The 21,558-nt window shown below is 49.1% G+C and carries 22 protein-coding genes; 16 read left to right on the top strand and 6 right to left on the bottom strand.

Annotated features, from left to right (window positions below):
* Nucleotides 1-58: 58 nt before the first annotated feature.
* From ABID13_RS12025 to ABID13_RS12000, 6 genes are all read left to right on the top strand, one after another.
* Nucleotides 59-1,282 (top strand): ABC transporter substrate-binding protein, encoded by a 1,224-nt coding sequence (locus ABID13_RS12025; RefSeq protein ID WP_045092942.1) that lies wholly within the window; start codon nt 59-61, stop codon nt 1,280-1,282.
* Nucleotides 1,283-1,402: 120 nt separating this feature from the next.
* Nucleotides 1,403-2,269 (top strand): branched-chain amino acid ABC transporter permease, encoded by an 867-nt coding sequence (locus tag ABID13_RS12020; protein ID WP_007869751.1) that lies wholly within the window; start codon nt 1,403-1,405, stop codon nt 2,267-2,269.
* An 11-nt stretch (nt 2,270-2,280) separates the two neighbouring features.
* Nucleotides 2,281-3,249, top strand: a complete 969-nt coding sequence (locus ABID13_RS12015) for a branched-chain amino acid ABC transporter permease (RefSeq protein ID WP_045092941.1) — start codon at nt 2,281-2,283, stop codon at nt 3,247-3,249.
* Nucleotides 3,242-4,057, top strand: a complete 816-nt coding sequence (locus tag ABID13_RS12010) for an ABC transporter ATP-binding protein (RefSeq protein WP_048929018.1) — start codon at nt 3,242-3,244, stop codon at nt 4,055-4,057. The genes ABID13_RS12015 and ABID13_RS12010 overlap by 8 nt, the downstream gene beginning before the upstream one ends.
* Complete coding sequence (locus tag ABID13_RS12005) at nt 4,050-4,760, top strand: ABC transporter ATP-binding protein (RefSeq protein WP_007869744.1); 711 nt, start codon at nt 4,050-4,052, stop codon at nt 4,758-4,760. Before ABID13_RS12010 ends, ABID13_RS12005 begins: the two co-directional genes overlap by 8 nt.
* 48 nt (nt 4,761-4,808) lie before the next feature.
* Nucleotides 4,809-5,828: a zinc-binding alcohol dehydrogenase family protein gene (locus ABID13_RS12000; RefSeq protein ID WP_007869742.1), complete on the top strand. Its 1,020-nt coding sequence runs from the start codon at nt 4,809-4,811 to the stop codon at nt 5,826-5,828.
* Nucleotides 5,829-6,191: 363 nt separating this feature from the next.
* Here ABID13_RS12000 and ABID13_RS11995 read toward each other — a convergent pair whose 3' ends face one another.
* The 6 genes from ABID13_RS11995 to ABID13_RS11970 form a co-directional block, all read right to left on the bottom strand.
* Nucleotides 6,192-6,371, bottom strand: a complete 180-nt coding sequence (locus tag ABID13_RS11995) for a hypothetical protein (protein WP_048929017.1) — start codon at nt 6,369-6,371, stop codon at nt 6,192-6,194.
* Between the two features lie 10 nt (nt 6,372-6,381).
* Nucleotides 6,382-6,873 (bottom strand): nucleoside recognition domain-containing protein, encoded by a 492-nt coding sequence (locus ABID13_RS11990; RefSeq protein WP_048929016.1) that lies wholly within the window; start codon nt 6,871-6,873, stop codon nt 6,382-6,384.
* A gap of 2 nt (nt 6,874-6,875) precedes the next feature.
* Nucleotides 6,876-7,532, bottom strand: coding sequence for a nucleoside recognition domain-containing protein (locus ABID13_RS11985; protein WP_007869704.1), 657 nt, complete (start codon nt 7,530-7,532; stop codon nt 6,876-6,878).
* An 18-nt stretch (nt 7,533-7,550) separates the two neighbouring features.
* Complete coding sequence (locus ABID13_RS11980) at nt 7,551-8,711, bottom strand: M20/M25/M40 family metallo-hydrolase (protein ID WP_048929015.1); 1,161 nt, start codon at nt 8,709-8,711, stop codon at nt 7,551-7,553.
* A gap of 51 nt (nt 8,712-8,762) precedes the next feature.
* Nucleotides 8,763-9,944, bottom strand: coding sequence for a hypothetical protein (locus ABID13_RS11975; protein ID WP_007869684.1), 1,182 nt, complete (start codon nt 9,942-9,944; stop codon nt 8,763-8,765).
* A gap of 229 nt (nt 9,945-10,173) precedes the next feature.
* Nucleotides 10,174-11,088, bottom strand: a complete 915-nt coding sequence (locus tag ABID13_RS11970; RefSeq protein ID WP_007869682.1) for a LysR family transcriptional regulator — start codon at nt 11,086-11,088, stop codon at nt 10,174-10,176.
* 306 nt (nt 11,089-11,394) lie between these two features.
* Between ABID13_RS11970 and ABID13_RS11965 the strand changes: the two genes are divergently transcribed.
* The 10 genes from ABID13_RS11965 to ABID13_RS11920 all read left to right on the top strand — a co-directional run bounded on the left by ABID13_RS11965 (nt 11,395) and on the right by ABID13_RS11920 (nt 21,557).
* Nucleotides 11,395-12,393: a LacI family DNA-binding transcriptional regulator gene (locus tag ABID13_RS11965; RefSeq protein ID WP_007869679.1), complete on the top strand. Its 999-nt coding sequence runs from the start codon at nt 11,395-11,397 to the stop codon at nt 12,391-12,393.
* A gap of 184 nt (nt 12,394-12,577) precedes the next feature.
* Nucleotides 12,578-13,543, top strand: a complete 966-nt coding sequence (locus tag ABID13_RS11960; RefSeq protein ID WP_048929014.1) for an aminopeptidase — start codon at nt 12,578-12,580, stop codon at nt 13,541-13,543.
* A gap of 64 nt (nt 13,544-13,607) precedes the next feature.
* The gene (locus ABID13_RS11955; protein ID WP_007869674.1) at nt 13,608-14,894 is read left to right on the top strand and encodes an aminotransferase class V-fold PLP-dependent enzyme; all 1,287 of its coding nucleotides are present in this window, start codon (nt 13,608-13,610) and stop codon (nt 14,892-14,894) included.
* Nucleotides 14,895-15,157: 263 nt separating this feature from the next.
* Nucleotides 15,158-16,306, top strand: a complete 1,149-nt coding sequence (locus ABID13_RS11950; protein ID WP_048929013.1) for an ABC transporter substrate-binding protein — start codon at nt 15,158-15,160, stop codon at nt 16,304-16,306.
* A 26-nt stretch (nt 16,307-16,332) separates the two neighbouring features.
* Entirely contained in the window at nt 16,333-17,199 is an 867-nt protein-coding gene (locus ABID13_RS11945) for a branched-chain amino acid ABC transporter permease (RefSeq protein ID WP_007869670.1), read from the top strand.
* Between the two features lie 12 nt (nt 17,200-17,211).
* Nucleotides 17,212-18,174, top strand: a complete 963-nt coding sequence (locus ABID13_RS11940; protein WP_007869667.1) for a branched-chain amino acid ABC transporter permease — start codon at nt 17,212-17,214, stop codon at nt 18,172-18,174.
* A 5-nt stretch (nt 18,175-18,179) separates the two neighbouring features.
* Nucleotides 18,180-18,947 (top strand): ABC transporter ATP-binding protein, encoded by a 768-nt coding sequence (locus ABID13_RS11935; RefSeq protein ID WP_048929012.1) that lies wholly within the window; start codon nt 18,180-18,182, stop codon nt 18,945-18,947.
* Nucleotides 18,947-19,681 (top strand): ABC transporter ATP-binding protein, encoded by a 735-nt coding sequence (locus ABID13_RS11930; protein WP_048929011.1) that lies wholly within the window; start codon nt 18,947-18,949, stop codon nt 19,679-19,681. The genes ABID13_RS11935 and ABID13_RS11930 overlap by 1 nt, the downstream gene beginning before the upstream one ends.
* 17 nt (nt 19,682-19,698) lie before the next feature.
* Nucleotides 19,699-20,598: a shikimate dehydrogenase family protein gene (locus ABID13_RS11925; RefSeq protein WP_007869658.1), complete on the top strand. Its 900-nt coding sequence runs from the start codon at nt 19,699-19,701 to the stop codon at nt 20,596-20,598.
* Between the two features lie 464 nt (nt 20,599-21,062).
* On the top strand, nt 21,063-21,557 hold the full coding sequence (locus ABID13_RS11920) for a deoxycytidylate deaminase (RefSeq protein ID WP_048929010.1): 495 nt from the start codon (nt 21,063-21,065) through the stop codon (nt 21,555-21,557).
* Nucleotide 21,558: the final 1 nt, after the last annotated feature.

Below are 21,558 nucleotides of genomic sequence, written 5' to 3'. Positions count from 1 at the left end.
TAAGATTCTTAATAATAGTATTAAGAAGACAGGGAGATAAGAAGAGGAGGATTCAAACATGAAGAAAAACATGAAAAAAATCTTAGGCGTAACACTGGCAGCATGTATGGCGGTATCATCACTGGCAGGATGCAGCAATTCACCGGGCAAGCAGGCGGCGGCACCGGCCGGAGGAGAGTCGGCGGCAGGGGGATCGGCAGCCCAGTCCACAGCAACCGGAGACCCCATTAAGGTAGGTGTTTCCAACATGGTGACAGGACCCATGGCAGCCGGCGGCATCCGTATGAAACAGGCCATTACAATGGCATTTGAAGAGATCAATGCAAACGGCGGCGTGCTGGGCGGAAGACCCCTTGAGATGGTGCTGGTAGATGATACGGGGACACCAACCGGAGCTGTTAACGCGGTTAACAAGATTTTGGGTGAGAACGTATCTGTCTCCATCGGACCCCACACCTCCCCAATGGCATCTGCAACACAGGAACTTTACAGAAAAGCAGGCGTTCCCTTTATCTCAGCAGCTACATCACCAAAGCTTCTGGAAGCTGAGAATCCATATTTTTTCCGGATTTCCGTATCTGACGGAGCAGTGGGACCAGCTATGGTAGAGTTTGCAAAGGACAAGTTTGGAGCAAAGAAGATCGGCGCCCTGTATGATACAGACGACTATGGCGTGGCTGCTGACGGAGCGACCAAGCAGTACTGTGCGGACAACGGCATTGAGTATTATTCCGAAGGATTTACCTCAGGCGACAAGGACCTGACCTCCCAGCTTTCCAAGATCAAGGGATGGGGACCGGATGTTGTGTTTGATTTTTCCCATGACGCTGAGGCGGCCCTGATCGTACGTCAGCTGGACGAGCTGGGTATGGGCGATATCCCACACGTTGGACCAAACGCACTTGCACAGTCCCAGACCTATGACCTGTGTGATGCAAAGCAGCTGGAAGGCACCTATGCATCCACTGACTTCTACGCAGATGAGTCCAATGAAGCTATGAAAAAATTCCTGGATGATTTCCATGCTCGCTGGGGTGAGGATGTGGAGAGATACGCGGCAATGTACTACACGGCAGCATATCTTGCAGCAGATGCCATTGACAGGGCCGGATCCGACAAACCGGAGGATATCAGGAAAGCGCTGTCCGAGACAAAGGACTTTGACGCCGTATTCGGCAAGCTGAACTGCAGTGCCCAGGGCGAGATGAACACCAACCTGTACATCCTGGAATTTGACGGCGAGAAGAATATGAACGTAACACAGCAGATATCCCTTGATTAATGGGGGATAACGGGCCGCTGCACTAAGCTTGTGGGATACCCCGCTAAGTGCCGGTGACATGTATCGCACGTAAGCGGCTAAAAAACAGCCGCTACGTGCTTATAACAAGGAGGTTTACATATGCAGGTATTTGTACAGCTGCTTATTACCGGTGTTGCCATGGGCTTCATCTATGCCCTGGTAGGTATTGAGTACACGCTTATATGGAATTCAACCGGGCTCCTTAATTTCAGCCATGATAAATTCATTCTCTTTGGCGCCTATATGTTTGCAGGCTCCTATGTATTGAGCTTAGGGCTCCCGCCGGTACTGGCAATCCTGTGCACGGTCCTTACCATGTTCCTGCTTGGTATGGTAAGCGCATTTGCGATCTTTAACCCCCTGAGCAGATTATCAACGAATTTATTTGCTGTAATTGGAACCGTTATACTTGGCAGGATCATCACGGAATGTGTACGACTGATCTGGGGACCGCTGCCGTTTACCCTGGACAACTTCCTTAGGGGCTCTTTTCACCTGGGCCCCATCGTAGTGTCCAAGGCACACATTGTGATCATTGTTGTGTGTTCCATCATCACGGCAGGCCTTCAGATCTTCTTTAAGACCACCAAAATGGGAAAGGCTATGCGCTGCGTGTCTGAGAACAAGACAGCCGCGTCCCTTATGGGCATCAATGTTCCCATGAACATTGCATTTACAGTTGGCCTGTCAGCCCTGATCTGCGCCACTATCGGCGTTCTGGTTATACCGATTTTTAACGTAGAGCTGCAGATGTCATCCATGATAGGCCTGAAGGGCTTTGCATCAGGCGTGATCGGCGGGTTTGGATACCTTCCGGGCGCCATTGTAGGCGGCATCCTCCTGGGGGTTGTGGAAATCTTTGGAAGCATGATCATCCCGTCTGTTTATAAGGACTGCCTGTCCTTTGTGCTGCTGATCATCTTCCTGTTGATTAAGCCTTCAGGAATCTTAGGAAACAGGAGATAAGGAGGAGAGCTATGAAAAAGAATAAATCAGCAATGATCATTGCATTGGCAGCGATTGCTCTGGCAGCGATTCTCCCTATGTTCATAACCAATAACTACCACTTAAATCTGATGATACAGGTACTCATCAATATCATCATTGTAGTGGGACTTAACTTTATAACAGGTCTTACAGGTCAGATGAACCTTGGAACCGCAGGCATCTTTTCCATGGGCGCCTACACCTCCTCACTGCTGGCCACCAAGCTGGGGATCAATCCTTGGATCTGCCTGGTTGCAGCCGTTGGCATGGGATGTCTGATCGGCATGGGGCTTGGATATCCGTCCCTGCGTGTGTCAGGCGTATACCTGGCCCTGACCACCATTGGGTTTTCGGAAATTGTCAGGATCCTGATGACCAACCTGACAGGACTGACAGGAGGCGCCCTGGGCGTCACAGGCATCCCCGCCTTCTCCATCTTCGGCTTCAAGTTCCAGAGTAACAAGGAGATCTATTACCTGTACCTGGTGATCGCGGTGCTGCTTATATTCAATGCGTACCGGATCGTTAACTCCAAGTGGGGGCGTTCCTTCCTGGCTGTTAAGGACAACCCGGACGCGGTTGAGGCAGGGGGCGTCAACATTGCCAACATCAAGATCATGGCCTTTACACTGGCGGCCATCTACGCCACCATTGCAGGCAGCCTGTATGCACACTATGTGGGCTTTATCAACCCTAGCGCCTACAACCTGGAATTTTCAATTAACTATGTAGTTATGCTGGTGATCGGCGGTATTGGTTCCGTGCCCGGCAATGTACTTGGGGCGATCCTGGTCACCCTGGTACCTGAGTTCCTGCGGTTCATGGAGAACTATTACTGGCTTGTATTTTCCATTATCACCCTGCTGTTCGTTATCTTCCTGCCAAACGGGATCGTATCCCTGTTCAGGATCAAGCGGTCAGCGGAGAAAGCGGCGAAAGGAGGGCAGGCAAATGTCTGATAACAGGGAAGGAAAATCTGTTTTAACCTTAAAAAATGTTACAAAACGTTTCTCTGGACTGGTTGCGGTCAATGACCTGTCCCTTGATATGAAAGAGCGCACCATCCACGCCCTGATCGGACCAAACGGCGCGGGCAAATCCACGGCCATCAATATGATAACCGGACTTCTGCCCCTGACCGAAGGTGAGATCTATCATGAGGGCACCAAGATCAGCGGTATGAGCGCGCACCAGATCGCCCAGACACGCTGCAGCCGTACCTTCCAGAACCTGAAGCTGTACCGTTCCATGACCGTAAAGGAGAACCTGATGATGGGCAGCATGATGGATATGAAGCAGGGCTTCTTCCCGTTCATGTTCAACTTCGGGGCAGCGGCAAAGGAGGAGAAGCTGGTGAGTGAAAAGGCTGACTCCATCCTGGAGTTTATCGGGCTTAAGGATCTGGCCAATGAATTTCCGGCCAACATGCCTTATGGAAAGCAGAAACTCACCGAGCTGGCTCGCTCTCTGATGTCAGACCCCAAGCTGTTGTTTTTAGATGAGCCGGCAGCCGGTCTGAATCCGTCCGAGCGCGTGGAATTTGTGAATATCATGCTGAAGGTATTTGATTCCGGCATCGACATTTTCCTGATCGAGCATAACATGGATGTTATTATGAACATCAGCAATTATATTACGGTTATCAACTTCGGCGCAAAGATCGCCGAGGGCACGCCGGAGGAGATCCAGCAGGATCCGGTGGTTATCAAGGCTTACCTGGGCGACCGGTATAAGCAGAACATGGCAAGGGGGGCTGCACATGCTTAAGGTAAATGGAATTGATGTATATTATGGCAAGGTCCAGGCTCTGTTTGACGTATCCATTGAGGTGGGCGACAATGAGATCGTCTCCATCATCGGAGCCAACGGGGCAGGCAAGACAACCCTAATGAAATCCATCATGGGCATCAACAAGCCGAAGAAGGGGACCATTGAGTACAACGGACAGGTTATCAGCGGCCTGCCTTCCCACAAGGTGGTGGGCCATAAGATCGTGTATGTGCCGGAGGGGCGTGAAATATTTCCCAACATGACCGTGCAGGAGAACCTGGAAATGGGGGCTTATTCCGTTAAAATGTCCAAGCCGGACATGGACCGCCATCTGGAAGAACAGTATGATATTTTCCCAAGGCTTAAGGAGCGTGCAAAGCAGAAGGCCGGTTCCATGTCAGGCGGCGAGCAGCAGATGCTGGCCATTGCCAGGGGACTGATGTCGGACCCGGAGCTTCTGATGTTGGACGAACCCAGCCTGGGACTGGCGCCTGTGATTGTGGACGATATGTTTGACGTGATCGTGCGCGTTAATAAAGTAAGGAATATACCCATTGCAATTGTGGAACAGAATGCGTTTATGGCCATGTCCATTTCCAACAGGACCTATGTCCTGGAGGTGGGGAACCTGGTTGCCAGCGGAGACAGCAAGGTGCTGATGGATTCAGATGATATTAAGAAGGCATATCTGGGCGGCTGATGATGCCGGTATGATATCACGTTGTGTAAAAACAGGAGGAAATAAACCGTGAAGGCTATTAAATTTGAGGAACCATGGAAGGTTCAGTGTATTGATATTGAGAAGCCGGAGCCAAAAGAAGGCCGGGCGCTGGTTCGGGTAAGAGCGGCAGGCATTTGCGGAAGCGATATCGGGGCATTCAGAGGCACCAATCCCCTTGTGTCATTTCCAAGAATCATCGGTCATGAGATCGTGGGTGAAGTGCTGTCCATACCAAAAGATAACGGACGCGGCATTAAGATTGGCGACCATGTGATTGTGGACCCGTATCTTTACTGCGGCAAATGCTATCCCTGTTCCATCGGACGCACCAACTGCTGCACGGACCTTAAAGTGCTGGGCGTGCATGTGGAAGGCGGAATGGCGGAATATATGACCCATCCGGCTGATATGCTGTGGAAGCTGCCGGAGGATATGCCCTGGGATATCGCGCCCATGGCTGAGCCTTTGACCATTGCCCTTCATGGTATCCACAGAGGAAATCTGGCCGCAGGAGAGCACGTGGCCATCATTGGCGCAGGTCCCATCGGACTGCTGGCAGCCATGTCAGCCATTGCTTACGGCGCAGAGCCCATTGTGATCGATGTGGTGGATGAGCGTCTGGAGTTTGCAAGGGAGCTGGGCGTTAAATATACCATCAACTCCGCCAGGGAGGATATGGCCGGAAAGGTGTCTGAATACACCGATGGCCGTATGGCTGAGCTGGTGATGGAGTGCTCCGGCGCCAATGCCGCTGTCCGCTCCACCCTGGACATTGTTGCCAACGCAGGCCGCATCACCCTCACCGGATGGCCCAAGAAGGAAACTCCTCTGCCAACCGATGCCATCACCCGCAAGGAGGTGGACATCCGCGGCGCCCGCACCAGCGCAGGCGAGTTCGAGGAGGCGATCGACCTGATCTATACCGGCAAGGTGGATGTGAGAAAGATCCTTACCAAGGTCGTGACCATGGATGAGACGCCGGAGACGATCATTGACATTGAGAAGAATCCCGGCAATTATATGAAAGTGAATGTAGTGCTGGATTGATGCTCCTTTTGAATGCAGAATACCCCGGCCCCTCCTTCTGCCTGCATAAAGCTGCGTATCCCTTATATGATCGGCTTTCATGCGCATGAAGAACAAAAATCAGCGGATGCAGATTATGTTTATATGATCTGTATCCGCTGTTTCCTATGGATTTAAGTGTGATTAAAATGTTATAGGCGTTAGATCTTATGTGCGTTCTGACAGTCTTTCATGGATCTTTCCATAGTCGTATTCCGGCCCGCATTCTTTCGCAGCCTCACAAATGAGTTTGATCACATCCACGTCCTCTTCCAGGGCATCCGGGTCTTCATAGTGACTTTCAATAAATAACATGACATTAGTTAAGAATAAGGCGTTGGCGCCTTAACATCTAGGTTCTTTTTTCAGTATACTTATGCCAATTATCATAAGGACTGCAGATATCAATGCACAGACAATAATAAATTCACTAGTGAGTGCATATAAAAATGAATCTGTCAGCATTACGACAATAATTAATAGCATTCCTGTATTCTGCAGTACAAGCGCTGTCTCCCTGTTCATATCTACCTCCTTATGTGATCCCCATTACCGTCAGGATTACACGCATAATGATCAATGACAGGGCTGCGTCAAATAAAGGAATGATCAATAGCAGTGTATGCCATTTTTTGTTTGTTCCCGCCACCAGAACGATTCTTGCGTAGTGCCCAATGAGCGTTCCCATGAGGATACAGGCAGGCAGCAGCATAGAAGCCTGTCCCAGAGTCAGTACGCCATCCGCATACATAGTTGCTGCGGTTGCACATCCGGATGCCTTAGCAAAAAATGCTGATATCAATACTGCAAATGCCTCCCCCGGAAGCCCGAACACCCCCATGACCGGTGCAAATATACGACCGAGAAATGTCATCAGCCCTGTTACCTGAAGAATATAAACTAATGTATAGCCAAGGATCATCGCTGGAGTAATGTTTTCAATCCCAACTTTAAATCCTTTTCCACAGCCTTTTAAAAATGTATCCACAATCGAAGGCTTTACTGTTTTTTCTATCGCTTTTTCCATTTTTACGCCCCCTTTTTCTGCGAAACCTTAAGAATCAGACGAACTAAATTGGCTCCAATGAGCTTGCATACAAACTCAATCACAATAACCGGTCCCAGCGCCACTGGGCAAATGGCGATCAAAGGCGCTCCTCCGGTAATGGTATTATTAATGCAGGCAGAACCGGCATATTGGTAAGCCACAAATACAGTTCTTTCATTATCTGTCAAATCACCGCTGTCCGCAAGCTCTTTGGTCATAACCGCAGCTACATCCGATCCCGTAAAGCTGCTGATAAAAGCAACGCCGCATTTGCCCGGAATATTCAACATCGGCTTTAGTATGGGCCTGAACAGAATATCTGATGCCTTAAATGCTCCCAACTGCTCAAACACTCCCATAATCCCGCAGAAGAACATAACCGCCGGAATCAGGTTTAAACCGGCCATAAATCCGTCCTTTGCACCCATTCCGCCTTTTCCGATAAAGTTGGCCCCTGTATCACCAATTTGACCAAAGCTTCCGCACAGGTTTGTAAAGTCCATAACTTTTAATGCGGATTCACTGGTTCTGAATGCACCTGACAAAATTATGATCAGGATAACCAGAGAAATCCATGCCCCGATTCCAACCTTCGGTTTTGTGGCTGCCTGTTCCAGCTCCTTTTTTACATCTCCCATTCTTTCTTCCTCCTGCTTTTATAATGTATATGCAGCGCAGCCGGCCAAAACGGTTCTTTCAAACAAACTGTCCACTACTGCATACTCATCCATTGTATGATTCCCTTCTCCCTTTACTCCCATTGCACAAACAGTTGGCACTCCATTGGAGACACAGATGCCGGAATCCGATACGCCTCCCACAGAAAAGGCATGGAGGTCTCCGTATCCACATTCTGCCGCGGTATTATTTACATGTTCAAACAGTTTCCTCACACCATCCGTGGTCTCCATACATTCCATTAACATCCGTACCTGCATTTTTGCAGTGGTATCTGCAATATGTACATGCGCGGCAGCTGATTTGATATCCTCCAGTATTTCATCCCGGATTGCGGTGGTCGGGAAACGAATGCCAATGCTTATTTTTGCCTCTCCCGGAACCGTGTTCTCCCCTATACCGCCGCTAACCATACCACAGTTGATCAGCTTACCACGCTCAAGGTCTCTCTTGGACTCAATTTCAATAATTTTATAAGCCATTTCTGCCACCGCGCTTCTTCCTTTTTCCGGCGAGATCCCGGAATGTACCGGCACACCTTTTATTACGATATCAATAATCCCGCCGCCGTTTCTGCCCACAACCAGGCCGTCATCCACATAGCCAGTCTCAAAATTAAATGCAGCTTCTGCTTCTCCCAGTTCTGATAGCATAATATTTTTTGCATTGGAAAACATATGCAGATTTTCCTCGTCCCCCATAAAGATGCACTTAATAGGGCGCTCCCTATATCCTGCATCCCTTAATGCCCTGACTGCGTAAAGCGCAATGACAAGCCCTGCCTTCATATCCAGAACACCAGGACCATGAGCCAGTCCCTTTTTATCGATTTTAAACGGATTTATCTCAGCTGTTCCGTCCTTAAATACCGTGTCCATATGTCCGATAAACAGAAGCGGTTTTTTAGAGGCATCCATGCACCACTCGCCAACCAGGACAGGACCGGCTCCGCCGGATGGAATTACCCTGACAGTCATACCAATATCCTCCATCTCCTGCTTCAACACCCCGCATACTTCTTCAACACCCCGGATATTTCTGGAACCGCTGTCAATATTTACAATGCGCTCCAACAGCGCCTGCATATTCTCACGGCTCTCATATACGCTCTTTCTAACTGCTTCATATATCTGCTGCATACCTTTTTCCTCCCGCATATCTTCTTTATTTTTTATTTTTCAGTATTCGGTTTACAGGGAATTGACTGCAACTCCTGCAATTAAAACCGATACAATGGTAACGGTCACAAGTCCTGCAGTTAACATTTTAGGGAGCAGATAATTTTCAATTGCCGCTTTCTCCTCCTCTGTTTCACCAATCGCCTGCGCAACCTCCTGAGGCATCAGCATGGTGGTGGGAAAACCAAATGTGCAGCTGATTCCCAGTGAAATAGCCAACCCCGTACCCATGCGGAAAATCCTTGCCCCGGCCATACCCGCCGCGGCCACTCCCGATACTCCACTCAAAGATAAAATAACTAAGGGTTCAAGCACTTCCAACATCTGTGCCGGAGTTGTAGATGCCAGGTTAGAAAAAATAATAATAGTGACAAGAAAGGTAATCACTCCATTTGCCTGTGTCTTTTGAAGTATAAATTTGTCCAAAAATCCCAAAGAAAACAAAAGGATCCCTATCATAAGACACATTACAAAATAATGGACTGCGCCGCCAGTCATTTCCGCAAGATAGTAGGAGATCATGGCGGAGGCTGCCAGCTTTGCCAAAAATACCGAGGGTCTTGTAAATGATCGGGGGAGGTTTAGAAGCTTTTTGCCGCTTTGCAATTCCAATACCTTTTCCTCTTCTTTTGTTTTATTCCTGTAAAGCTGGATGTTTTCCGTGATTTTTCTAAAGTTTCGGGCCTCTATTCTCAGGAAATGAGAAGCTACCGGAACACCGATAAATTTCTGCATCACATACAGTACAATACAAAACGTGCTGGCCAGTTCCATAGAACGGTCTTTCAAGGCTGTTGTCATGATCAGGGTAGCTGCGCTTCCTCCTGCGAAAACAGGTGCTCCCGCAATTGCCATTTCCCTCATTCCAAATAGACAGCCCGCTGCAATAAATCCGGCAACTGCACCCAATACTCCCATAAGGGATACCAGAACAACTTTCCACTGACGTTTCAATTCCTCAAAATCAATGGTAGTACCCAGGGATGTGATCAATATTCCTGCAATTACATTGCCGAACTTATCTGCACCACAGTCTGAAAAAATCGTTTCCGGCAGGATACCGGTCCAAAATCCGGCCAACAGCAGCATTGCAATTCCAAGAACGGTTGAAAAGACTGCTTTTGTCTTTTTTGCAATCATCTCACCAGTCGCATAGATTGTTAACAATATGGTTAACGCAGTAATTCCGGGCATTTGTATCCTCCTGATTTTGTGCATTTTGTTTTATTTTATGTATATATTCTAAGGTTTTAATGCAATTTTGCCTAATCTTAAATTTTTATTTCTTAGTTATAAATAAAAAACATAGCATTTTTAATTATTAATAGAATCGTCTGTACTGTGATAAAAATAAAATGCCGGCTGGACTAAATCCAGCCGGACATCGGCATGTATATTTCTAAAACAGTTCTAAAAGACAACTCTAACGAATTGCTTCAGGAACCCATTTTTCCAACATCTGCACAAACTCCTGGGCAGAGGTACTTAATATTTCTTTTTTCCTGCGAATCCAGGCAACACTGATAGTAACCCCGCAATTTTTAATTGGTATTGTTTTTATTCCGTGCACTGCAAAATCCTCTCTGCTGATTCCGGGGCCAAACCGGAATACATCCGTATATTTCAGTAAGTTAAGCATGGCGGCATTATCACTCATATACTCAACTTTTTTGAATTCTGTCAATGAGATACCGCCAATGGACAGATAAAAGGTTAAGTTGGAAAAATAATCATCCGGCATTCTGACTACGGGATAACGGAGCAGCTCTGCCGCGTCCACTTCCTCTTTATCAAACAGCGGGCTGTGGGGGCCCACATTAACATACCATGTGTCTGTGCCGAGATAGTTAAGCTCAATATGCTTATAGCGGAGCATATACCTTATTTCCTTACTTTGAACATCATTATACATTAAAAATCCCAGTTCAGCCTCACCGCTTTCCACAGTTTCGATAACATGTCGCAGTCTGCGCTCTAACAGCTGGATTTTTATATCCTTGTCTTTGTGGTTGTTATATATCTCACATAGCAGTCTTGAGATGGATATTAGCGGATAGGATGCGATAGAAAGAATGGGGGTGTCCTCTCTTAATGCCATTCCTTTTATGAGATCCATTTGATTCAGAATGGTCTTACTATACTGATAAAGTTTCTTGCCATCTTCAGTCATGATAACGCCTTTATTGTTGCGTTTAAAGATTTCAATATTCAGTTCCGATTCCAAATTCATAATTGCGCGGCTTAAATTGGGCTGTGTAATAAGTAGTGCTTCCGCTGCCTTGTTCATGCTTCCCAAGTCCGCGATCTTCATAAAATATATCAGCTGCTGTATTTGCATTTTCCGTCCTTTCGTTTAACCTGCGGTTATAACTTAATTATACCAGACCAGAAGGTTTCAGGCTATTTTAATGTCTGCCATTATATGATTTGTAATGGCACATGGGTACTCATTTAAGTTTAAAGTTTAATAAATAAATATATAAATATAGATAATTTACATAATAAATGTGAACAAAACAAAGAGAAAATATCAATAATGTTGAAAAAATATTTAAAATAGATTGACATCATGGGTAAAAGATGATATATATAAACCATAAGATATTTATACGTATTTATAAATCATGAGAGAAAGGAAGAAAACATGAGCAAAACAGTTACCCGCGAAGATGTTGCCAAGCTTGCGAATGTTTCTCCTACCATTGTATCGTATGTGCTGAATAATTCCAATTATGTCAGCCAGGAGAAGAGGGAGAAGGTATTGGAGGCTGTGAGGCAGCTGAATTACATACCGAACCAGCTGGCAAGGGGACTCAGAACCAGCCGGTCCGCCCAGTTTATCTTTGTGTGTGACAACATTCAGGCGGAACTTTTTGAGGCGGTAGAGACCAGGCTCTTTGAGCGCGGATATTATATATCCCTGAATTACAGCAGGAATACCAAGGAATTCCTGGATATGCTGATCAGCAGACAGCCGGAAGGGATCTTCATGGCGACTAATATGTTTGACGCACAGCAGCTGAACTCCATTGCCATGAACGGAATACCCATCATCCTTTACAGGACCAAGCATTATGAGGAGCTGGATCCCAGGATCGTCACCGTTGTGCCGGATTATTATGACGCAGTGAGAAAGTCGGTGGATTATCTGATCCTAAAGGGTCACACCTGTATCGGCATGGTGCCCCCGGTCAAGTACCTGACAAAGGGCGTGGAGGGGGATGACTTCCGTGTCAGGGCATATGTGGAGGCGCTAAGGCGCAGCAGCATTCCCGTAAGGCCGGAGCTTATATGCACCAGGACCCAGACTGTGGATGATATATGCGAGGAGGTATTCCGCATGCTGGTATCCTCTGAGAAGGATGGGAAGCCCACGGCCCTGGTGGTTGGGAACGATTATCTTGCGGCCCAGATCATGCAGTACCTGAAGAAGCTGAACATTTCCGTGCCGGGGGATCTGTCCGTGATCGGATGTGACAATACACAGATCGCACCCCTTACAACACCGGCCTTGACCACGGTTGACGTTTCAAAGGAGAAGCTGGCCAAGACATACGTTGACAAGATGCTTGCACTGGTAGAGGGGCAGCAGGCGGAGGACGAATATATAGGCGTGAAGCTTATTATAAGGGAGAGCGCCTGATCGCACCTGGACAGATTAGAATGCAGAGGAATTTAGTGCCGTTTGGCGTAAATACGCCCGATGGAACGAAATATTCCTTTTCATTTTATCTAATATTTATACGAATAAATATTTAGATACTTAATCCGGATAAGGATTAAATATATAAGATCAATTAAAACTTTTTCTAAGAGAGGGAGAAAAAATGAGAGAGAAGAAAATTTATGAAGCATGCCAGCGTTTGCTCACCGTGTGTTCCCATTGTAAGGAGGATGAGAATATCCTGATTGTCACGGATGAGGAAAGCATGGAGATTGGAATGGCCCTTTGGGACGCGGCTGAAAAATTTCCAAACCGCACCCTGGTGCTGATGAACCCCAGGAAAATGCATGGAGAGGAGCCAACGGATCTGGTAGCTGCCGCTATGCTGAAAGCCGATGTTATCTTTCGCGCAACCACATTTTCCTTATCCCACAGCTATGCAAGAAGGAGGGCGTGCGAAGCAGGTGCACGCGATTTGAACTGTTGTGACTATGACTTCGGAATGTTGGAAAAGGGAGGCCTTTACACAGACTTTGAGGCCAACAAAAAATACGTGGACCAGATTGCCAAAGGTTTTGCAGGAGGAGACCAGGTACACATCACTTCTGCCCTGGGAACGGACTACTACTGCAGCATCAAAGGCCACAAGATATTCCCGCAGTACGGGATGAGCCATGAGAAAGGCCAGACCTGTTCACCGCCTGATATCGAGTGCGCTACCGGAGCCATTCCAGGAACTGCCCACGGCAAGGTTGTGATCGATGGAAGCATTACCCATCCGGCTATGGGGCTGTTGAAGGAACCCATTACCTTATATATTGAGAACAGCTTCGTGACAAAGATCGAGGGCGGGGAGGAAGCCGTGAAGTTTGAGAAGGTCCTTAAGGAGATCTATGACCCCAGGATCTACCGTATCGGTGAGATCGGCGTGGGGCTTAACCCGGATGCCAGTCTCTGCGGAAGGATGCTGGAGGATGAGGGATGCATGGGTTATGTACATGTGGCATTGGGCAACAATGAGACGGATAACCAGGACTGCCTGCTTCACATTGACATGATGTTTAAGGACCCGACCATTGAAGTGGACGGCAGAGTAATCTTTGATGAGGGTAAAGTGGTATTTGATTAAAGGGTTTGATCAAGAGGATAATTTATCAGATTAAAAGATGGCTCAAGACCAGGAGGAGCAAGAGATGAATATAAAGGATTACCCACAGGGGTTATTATTTGACGAGAAACTTCAGGCAGAGATCAAGGAGCGGTTTTGGAACGTGGATTCCGACCCGGAGGCAGGCAAAAGACTTTTTTTTGAAAATGCAGGAGGATCCCTGAGGCTGAAGGCTGTGAACAGGGCTTATGAGGAAGCAGACACCTTTCCGGACTGTGATTCCAGAAAGCATCCAAGGGCAAAGGCATTAAGACAGCTGACCTTAAATGGTTTCAGGGATTTAAGGATCATGTTCAACGCTCCCAAGTACGGACAGATCATAGCTGAGAAATCCTCATCCAAAGTAATGTTTGAGATGGTGCGCACGGTTCTTGAGAATGTCAGGGGCACCAATGTGGTAGTGACAGACCTGGACCATCCGTCCGCCTATGATTCCGTTATGTATTACGGGAGGAAGGCGGGGATGGAAGTGCGGATCGCAAAACCCAACAAGGTTACGGGCGGAATCGATGTGGAAGAGATTGAACGCCTGGTGGATAAGGATACGGCCCTTCTTGTATGTATTTATGCGTCCAACCACACCGGCGCCGTGATGGATATGAAGGAGATCGTAGCCCGCGCCCGCGCCGCCAAGCCGGACCTTTACATAATTTCCGATGCAGTACAGCACATGCCCCACGGACTGGTGGATGTGCAGGACCTTAATCTGGATGGGATCAACTTTGCGGCGTACAAGATCTTCGGATGCCGTGGATTTGGCGCAGGCTATGTGTCTGACCGCCTGGCGGCCCTGGACCATCCGGGAATTTTCGGAAACCTGGGCGACCCATGGGAGATCGGAGGTCCGGCACCGGCCATGTACGCAAGCGTTAGCGCCATCGTGGACCATGTATGCTGGATCGGAAGCCGCTATATTGACAGCACGGACAGAAGGGAACTGTACGTGGAAGGTATGGAGCGCATTGAGATGCATGAGAGGGCGCTGCTGTACAGGGCCCTGGAGGGAACAAAAGAGGTTCCGGGCATCCGCCATATCCCTCATGCCCGGGTTGAGTTTGACAGGGAGTCCCTGGAGAACAGAGATTTCATCATGCCTCTCACCTTTGACAATATCAGTTGTCCGGATGCGGTTACGGAGTATGTGAAAAGGGATGTCATTGTTTATGACAGAAGCGATTCCAATTATTATTCCGTCAGGTCCCTGCATCCCTTTGACCTGGCAGGCATTGTACGTGTATCACCGCTTCACTGCCATGGGGTGGAGGATATCGATACCTTCTTAAAGGCGACCGCGCAGATCGCGGCATTGTAGGGGCCGCAGAGGCCCGGCCATCCTCCCTGTTCAGACACGCTCCCGCTCGGTTTACGCGCAGCGGTACTAAGACGCGTGAAGGACCGCGTCTAAGTGGCGGCGGGTAAAATGGTCTTCACAGAAAGGATGTCCGGGACGGGGCTGAGGGATTGGATGGCCGGGAATGAAAGGATTGAGTGGGGAATGGGCCGGGGATGTTTTCTGGGGTTGTAAGATTTTGAGAAGCTACTGTTAAGAGCATAGATAGAGAAGGGGTTTATTATATGAGAAGAAATCGGAAGATAGCAGCAGTTCTGGCGGCAGCCATGGTTATGGGAATGATTACGGGATGTCAGGGGGAGACAAAGAGTAAGGACGGGAAAGAAACGGTTGTGCTGGGGTGCGTGGGCCCTCTTACGGGGAATGCGGCGGCCAGCGGCCTGGTGCAGGCAAATGCGGTTGAGATGGCTGTGAATGAGATCAATGAGGCGGGCGGTATTGACGGCAGGTATATGATCGAACTTGTGAAGGAAGATGATGAAGGCGTTCCCGCAAAGTCTGTTACGGTGACCCAGAAGCTGGTAAACCAAAATAAGATCACGGCGCTGATCGGCGCCCTGAACAGTTCCTGTACAATTGCGGATATGGAGATCACGGCGTCCTCTAAGATTCCGCAGATTACGCCCTGCTCCAGCGCCCAGAGTATCGTGGAACAGGGGAATGAGTTTATTTTCCGTACAACGGCTACGGATACAACTCATATAAAGACATTGTTTAAGTATTTTAAGGAAAAGTTAAATGGACAAAAAGTGGCTGTGCTGTACGAATCTTCTGATTTTGGCACCGGCGCCTTTGGGATCATCCAGGCGCTGGCTCCGGAGTACGGGATCGATGTGGTGGCCAATGAAATGTATAACTCAGGGGAAAAGGATTTTTCCGTACACCTGACCAAGATGAAACAGGCGGAACCTGACGCCATCATACTTTGGGGATATTATACCGAGGCGGCGCTGATCTGTAAGCAGGCCAAGCAGAACGGGATCCAGGCGCCTCTTATCGGTACGGGATTCAACTCTCCCAAGCTGGTGGAATTGGGCGGTGACGCTGTGAACGGGCTTATTTTTACCACTGCTTTTACAGAGGCAAACCAGGATGAGAAGGTCCAGGCCTTTGACAAAAAGTATAAGGAGATCTACCAGCAGAGCTATGACCAGAACGCGCCCCAGGCGTATGATTCCGTTTATCTTCTGGCAGATGCGGTTAAGAGGGCAGGTTCTCTGGACGGGCAGGCCATCAGGGACGCACTTTTGGCAACCAAGGATTTTGAGGGTGCCGCAGGTACCTATAACTTTGCTTCCAACGGTGAGATGATCAAGGATCTGATGGTTGTACAGATCGTGGACGGAAAGCATACCATCGTGCCAATAGATTAGCGGCAACGCGGGGAGAGGAGGAAACTATGGTCTTTCAACAGATTTTAAACGGCCTTACCAATGGAAGCATCTATGCCCTGCTGGCTATCGGTGTAACCATGATATATAAATCACTGGGTATGCTGAACTTTGCACACGGTGATACGATTATGATTTCTGCTTTTATCTGTCTGACTCTGATCACGGCTGGGATCCCCATACCCCTGGCCATTGTGCTGACCATTATTGCCGCAGCCTTCATTGGCTGCTGTTTGGAGCGTTTTATTTACAGGAAACTGGAATTCAGTTCCTTTACCAATCTTCTGATCGCCACCGTGGGTGTGTCCTATATCATGAAGAACCTGGCGATCGTTGTATGGGGCGCGGAACCTCAGGTGTTTCCGGCCCTGTTCAGCACAGAACCCATCAACCTGGGGAAGCTTTTGCTGCTGCCCCAGAACATCGGGATCATATGTGTGGCTGCCTGCCTTGTGGTAGTGCTCCAGCTGTTTTTTTATAAGACCAAGACCGGCAAACAGATGAGGGCCGCTGCCACGGACTCCGAGGGCGCGTCCATGATGGGCATCAATGTGAACAAGTGCCGTCTTGTCACATTCGGCATCAGTGCCGCTTTCGCGGCCATTGCCGGGATCCTTCTTTCCCCGATCTTCTACGTAAGCGTGGATATGGGCACACTGGTGGGGCTGAAGGCATTTTCCGCCGCCATACTGGGCGGGTTCGGCAATATTGTGGGGGCTATGCTGGGCGGCATCATCCTGGGGATCGTGGAAGCCCTGGGAGCCACTTACGCCACTGCTGCTTATAAGGATATCATTTCATTTGTGCTGCTGTTCCTGTTCCTGTATTTTAAGCCAAACGGGATCCTGGGCAAGCGCATAGAGCAGAAGCTGTAGGGAGGGACCGTGATGAAGCAAACAAAGAAATTAACTTTAATTGCAGTGGTTACAGCGGCAATACTGATTCTGCCCTTCCTGCTTCCCAATGCATATATTATCCAGATCGTTAATATGATCGGCATTTATGCCATTGTAGGTTCAGGGGTGAACATCTTAACAGGATATACGGGGCAGCTGTCCCTTGGGCAGGCGGCTTTCTATGGGATCGGGGCATACACCACGGCCCTGCTGAACACAAAGCTTGGGTGTCCGTTTTTTGTGGTGCTTCCCGTGTCCGTGCTGGTGACAGCCGTGTTTGGGGTGGTGCTTGCCATTCCGGCCCTAAAGGTGCGGGGCAGTTATCTGGCACTTCTGACCATTGGTTTTGGCGAGATCGTCAGGATGGTTCTGGTGAACTGGATCGACCTGACCAACGGCCCGGCCGGGGTGGTCGGCATCAAGGCTCCGGATCTGTTCGGATTCAAATTTGATACCTTGTTTAGGTATTATTATCTCATAGCATTTTTTGTGTTTATTGGGATCATGTACCAGAAATGGCTGATGAAATCCAGGACAGGAAGGGCGTTTATGGCAATCCGCGATGACGATAAGGTTGCAGAGCTCACAGGGATCAATATCACCACCTTTAAGATCAGGGCATTTGTGCTTTCAGCAGTCTACTCCGCGGTGGCGGGCGTGCTGTACGCCATGATGATCCACTACGTAAGCCCTGACAGCTTTACCAGCAATGATTCCAATATGTTCTTATGGACCGCTATCATGGGAGGCATGGGAACCACCATCGGACCGGTGATCGGAGCCGTTATCATGAACATTCTTCCCGAGGCCCTGCGCTTCCTGGGGGACTGGCGCATGGTGGTGTACGGGGTCATCCTTTTGACGGTTATCATCCGCTATCCGGGCGGCATTACTCCGTATGCGAAAAAACTCATTGGCTATGTGCAGGCGAAATTTGACGGAAAGGACAGGTGACGATCGTGGCAGTATTGGAATTAAAGGGAGTTACAAAACAATTCGGCGGCCTGACAGCTGTTTCTGAAGTTGACCTGAAGATTGAAAAGAACCAGATCTGTTCCCTGATCGGACCCAACGGAGCGGGAAAGACCACCGTGTTCAATATCATTACCGGCGTGTACCAGGTGACAAAAGGCGATATCCTTTTTGAGGACAGGTCCATCTGCGGCTGCGCCCCGTATAAGATCGTGGAAATGGGCATTGCCAGGACTTACCAGAACATCCGCCTGTTTAAGAAAATGACGGCAGTGGAAAATGTAATGACTGGTTTTCACTGCAGAAGCCGGGCCGGGCTGTTTAATATTGTCTACAACCGCAGGAAAATGCTGGAGGAGGACAGGACGATCCGCAAAAAGAGCGAGGAGCTTTTAGAGTACTTAAAGATCGCTGATCTGAAGGATGAGCCGGCATCCAGCCTTCCCTACGGTCATCAGAGACTGCTGGAGATTGCCAGGGCCATGGCCACACAGCCTAAGATCCTTTTGCTGGATGAACCGGCGGCAGGCATGAATGCCCAGGAAAAGGAGGACCTTATAAGCACGATCCGGGGAATCCGCAAAGACTTTGGCATGTCCGTACTGATCGTGGAGCACGACATGGATCTGATCATGAACATTTCAGACGATATCACGGTGCTGAACTACGGAGCAAGGATCGCCCACGGGGTTCCGGAAGAGATCCGGAACAACGAGGAAGTAATCGAGGCATACCTGGGAAGGAGTGATTCTTAATGGGGCAGAGGGGAACTGTGTTAGATATATCCGGCCTGCATTCCGGCTACGGAATGATCAAGGCGATCAAAGACATAAACATCCACGTGGATAAGGGTGAGCTGGTTTCTCTGCTGGGCGCCAACGGCGCGGGCAAGTCAACCCTGTTAAAATCCGTTATCGGTATGGTACATATTGAAAGGGGTTCCATCAAGTATCAGGGGGAGGAGCTTGTGGGAAAGAAATCCCATGAGATTATTCCCATGGGGATCTCCATTGTACCTGAGGGACGCAAAATATTCGCAGACGCCACGGTGATGGAAAACCTGGCCATCGGCTCCTACACAAGGGCAGCGGACAAAGCACTGGACCAGAGGATCCTGGATCAGGTATTTGAATTCTTCCCCCGCCTTGCTGAGAGGAAGACCCAGATGGGAGGGACCCTGTCCGGAGGCGAACAGCAGATGCTGGCCATTGGAAGGGCCATGATGTCGGACCCTAAGCTCCTTCTCCTGGATGAGCCGTCCATGGGCCTGGCGCCCCTGGTGGTGGAGCAGGTATTTCATATCATAGAAAAACTGAAGCGGACAGGAATCACGATTCTCCTGGTGGAACAGAACGCCAGGATGGCTATTAAGGTCAGCGACCGCTCCTATATGCTGAACACGGGAAAGATCGCCGGGGAACTGGATGCGTCCGATGGAGCCAGCCAGGATGCCCTGCTGGAGGTCTATCTGGGCAAGAGCGGGAAATAGAGGGGGAAACAGGTATCATGAATCTGGAAAATGTAAAATTCAATACAGACACAAAGCTTGTGTTAAACATAGGCGACCCCATGGGCAAGACCAACGCGCCCAGGGCGTACAACAAACTGTTTGGGGAGCTGGACATGAACGCCATCATGCTTCCGGTGGAAGTAAAAAAAGGAGAACTGCCCCAATTTATGGAGGCATGTAAAATGCTGCATATCCGCTACATATCCCCCACCATGCCTCACAAAAAGGATATCATTCCCCTGTTGGATGATGTGGACGAGAGTTCCAGGATCTTCCAGTCTGTCAACGCGGTCCGCATTGATGAGGACGGCACCAGCCATGGCGTGGGCATGGACGGCAAAGGCGCCCTGAACGCAATCTTAAGCAGCGGTGTTCAGCTGGTGGGAAAAGAGGCGCTCATGCTGGGAAGCGGCAGTATCAGCGGAGTGATCGGTCTGGAACTGTCAAAGCACGGCATCAGGAAGCTTACGATTTTAAACAGGACAGTGGAAAAGGCGCAGGAGATTGCAGACATACTGAATACCCATACATCCATGGAGACAAAGGCCCTGGCCTCCACACCGGAGAACCTGGATCAGGCGGCGGGCACGGCCCAGCTCTTTTTGCAGGTAACGCCCCTGGGAATGGCGGGATATGGAAGAACCCATGAGTATCTGGGGTTTGTAGATCATTTACCCAAAGACTGTGTGGTATTTGACGTTATCATCAATCCGGCGGATACACCCGTGATCTCAGCCGCCAAGGCAAGGGGCCTTAAGACAGTGCCCGGACTTAAAATGCTGGCCGGGCAGATGGAAGTAATTTTCCGGTTCATGTTCGGAGTGGAACTGACCCAGGAGGATAAGAATGCCTGCATTCAGGAATTATGCCAATTCCTGGGAGTTACCATTGACTGAAGACGCAGGTTGTTATCTGGACCTGTTTGTGGACATGAGGGATGCCGCGTGAAAGGAAACGCAGCAGTGCCATGCCTATCTGTCCAACACGGCCGAGGCAGCGGTCGGTATCGCGGCCGGGGTGATCGTGGCACCGGTTTTGGCCCACAGGCAGATGCGGCGTAGTTCTTGTTGAAAAAGTACAGGTATTGAAACTGCAATGATGATTGACAGGGGAGAGCAACAGCAAATTAAAAGCAGATACCGGAGTAAAACACCCGCCTTACAGATTTTCCATACGGCGGGTGTTTTTATTTGCTGCCGCCATGGTGGCAGAGGGCGGGCAGGCAGAGGGCAAAGGCTCGTGGCAACACCCAGGGCAACACCCAGCACCCTACATAAAGTCCAAAAACCATAGGAAAATAAGAAAATATGTGATATAATACGCTCCAAACAATAATCCGCATAAAAGGAGGAGATTGGGAATGACTGGAAAGCGTTCAGATTATATAACATGGGATGAGTATTTTATGGGAGTCGCCCTGCTGTCGGGAAGGCGGTCCAAGGACCCCAGCACCCAGGTGGGAGCCTGCATCGTCAGCCAGGACAATAAGATACTGTCCATGGGTTACAACGGATTCCCCAAGGGGTGTTCAGATGATGAGTTTCCGTGGGGAAAGGAGGCAGAGCAGGAAGATCCCTATAATTCCAAATATTTCTACTCCACACACAGTGAATTAAATGCTATCCTTAATTACAGAGGGGGAAGCCTGGAGGGAAGCAAGCTGTACGTGACACTTTTCCCCTGCAACGAGTGTGCCAAGGCCATCATCCAGGCCGGAATCAAGACCATTGTGTTCAGAGAGGACAAGTATGCCGATACCCCTGCCGTCAGGGCGTCCAAGCGGATGCTCAACGCAGCCGGAGTACGCTATTACCAGTATCAGCCAACGGGCAGGAAGATCGAGATTGAGGTATAGC

Origin of the sequence: Enterocloster citroniae (assembly GCF_040545455.1) — a bacterium.
In the GTDB taxonomy this organism is placed as follows: domain Bacteria; phylum Bacillota; class Clostridia; order Lachnospirales; family Lachnospiraceae; genus Enterocloster; species Enterocloster citroniae.
The sequence above is the reverse complement of the archived record's forward strand: the minus strand, read 5'-3'. Positions and strand labels throughout refer to the sequence as shown.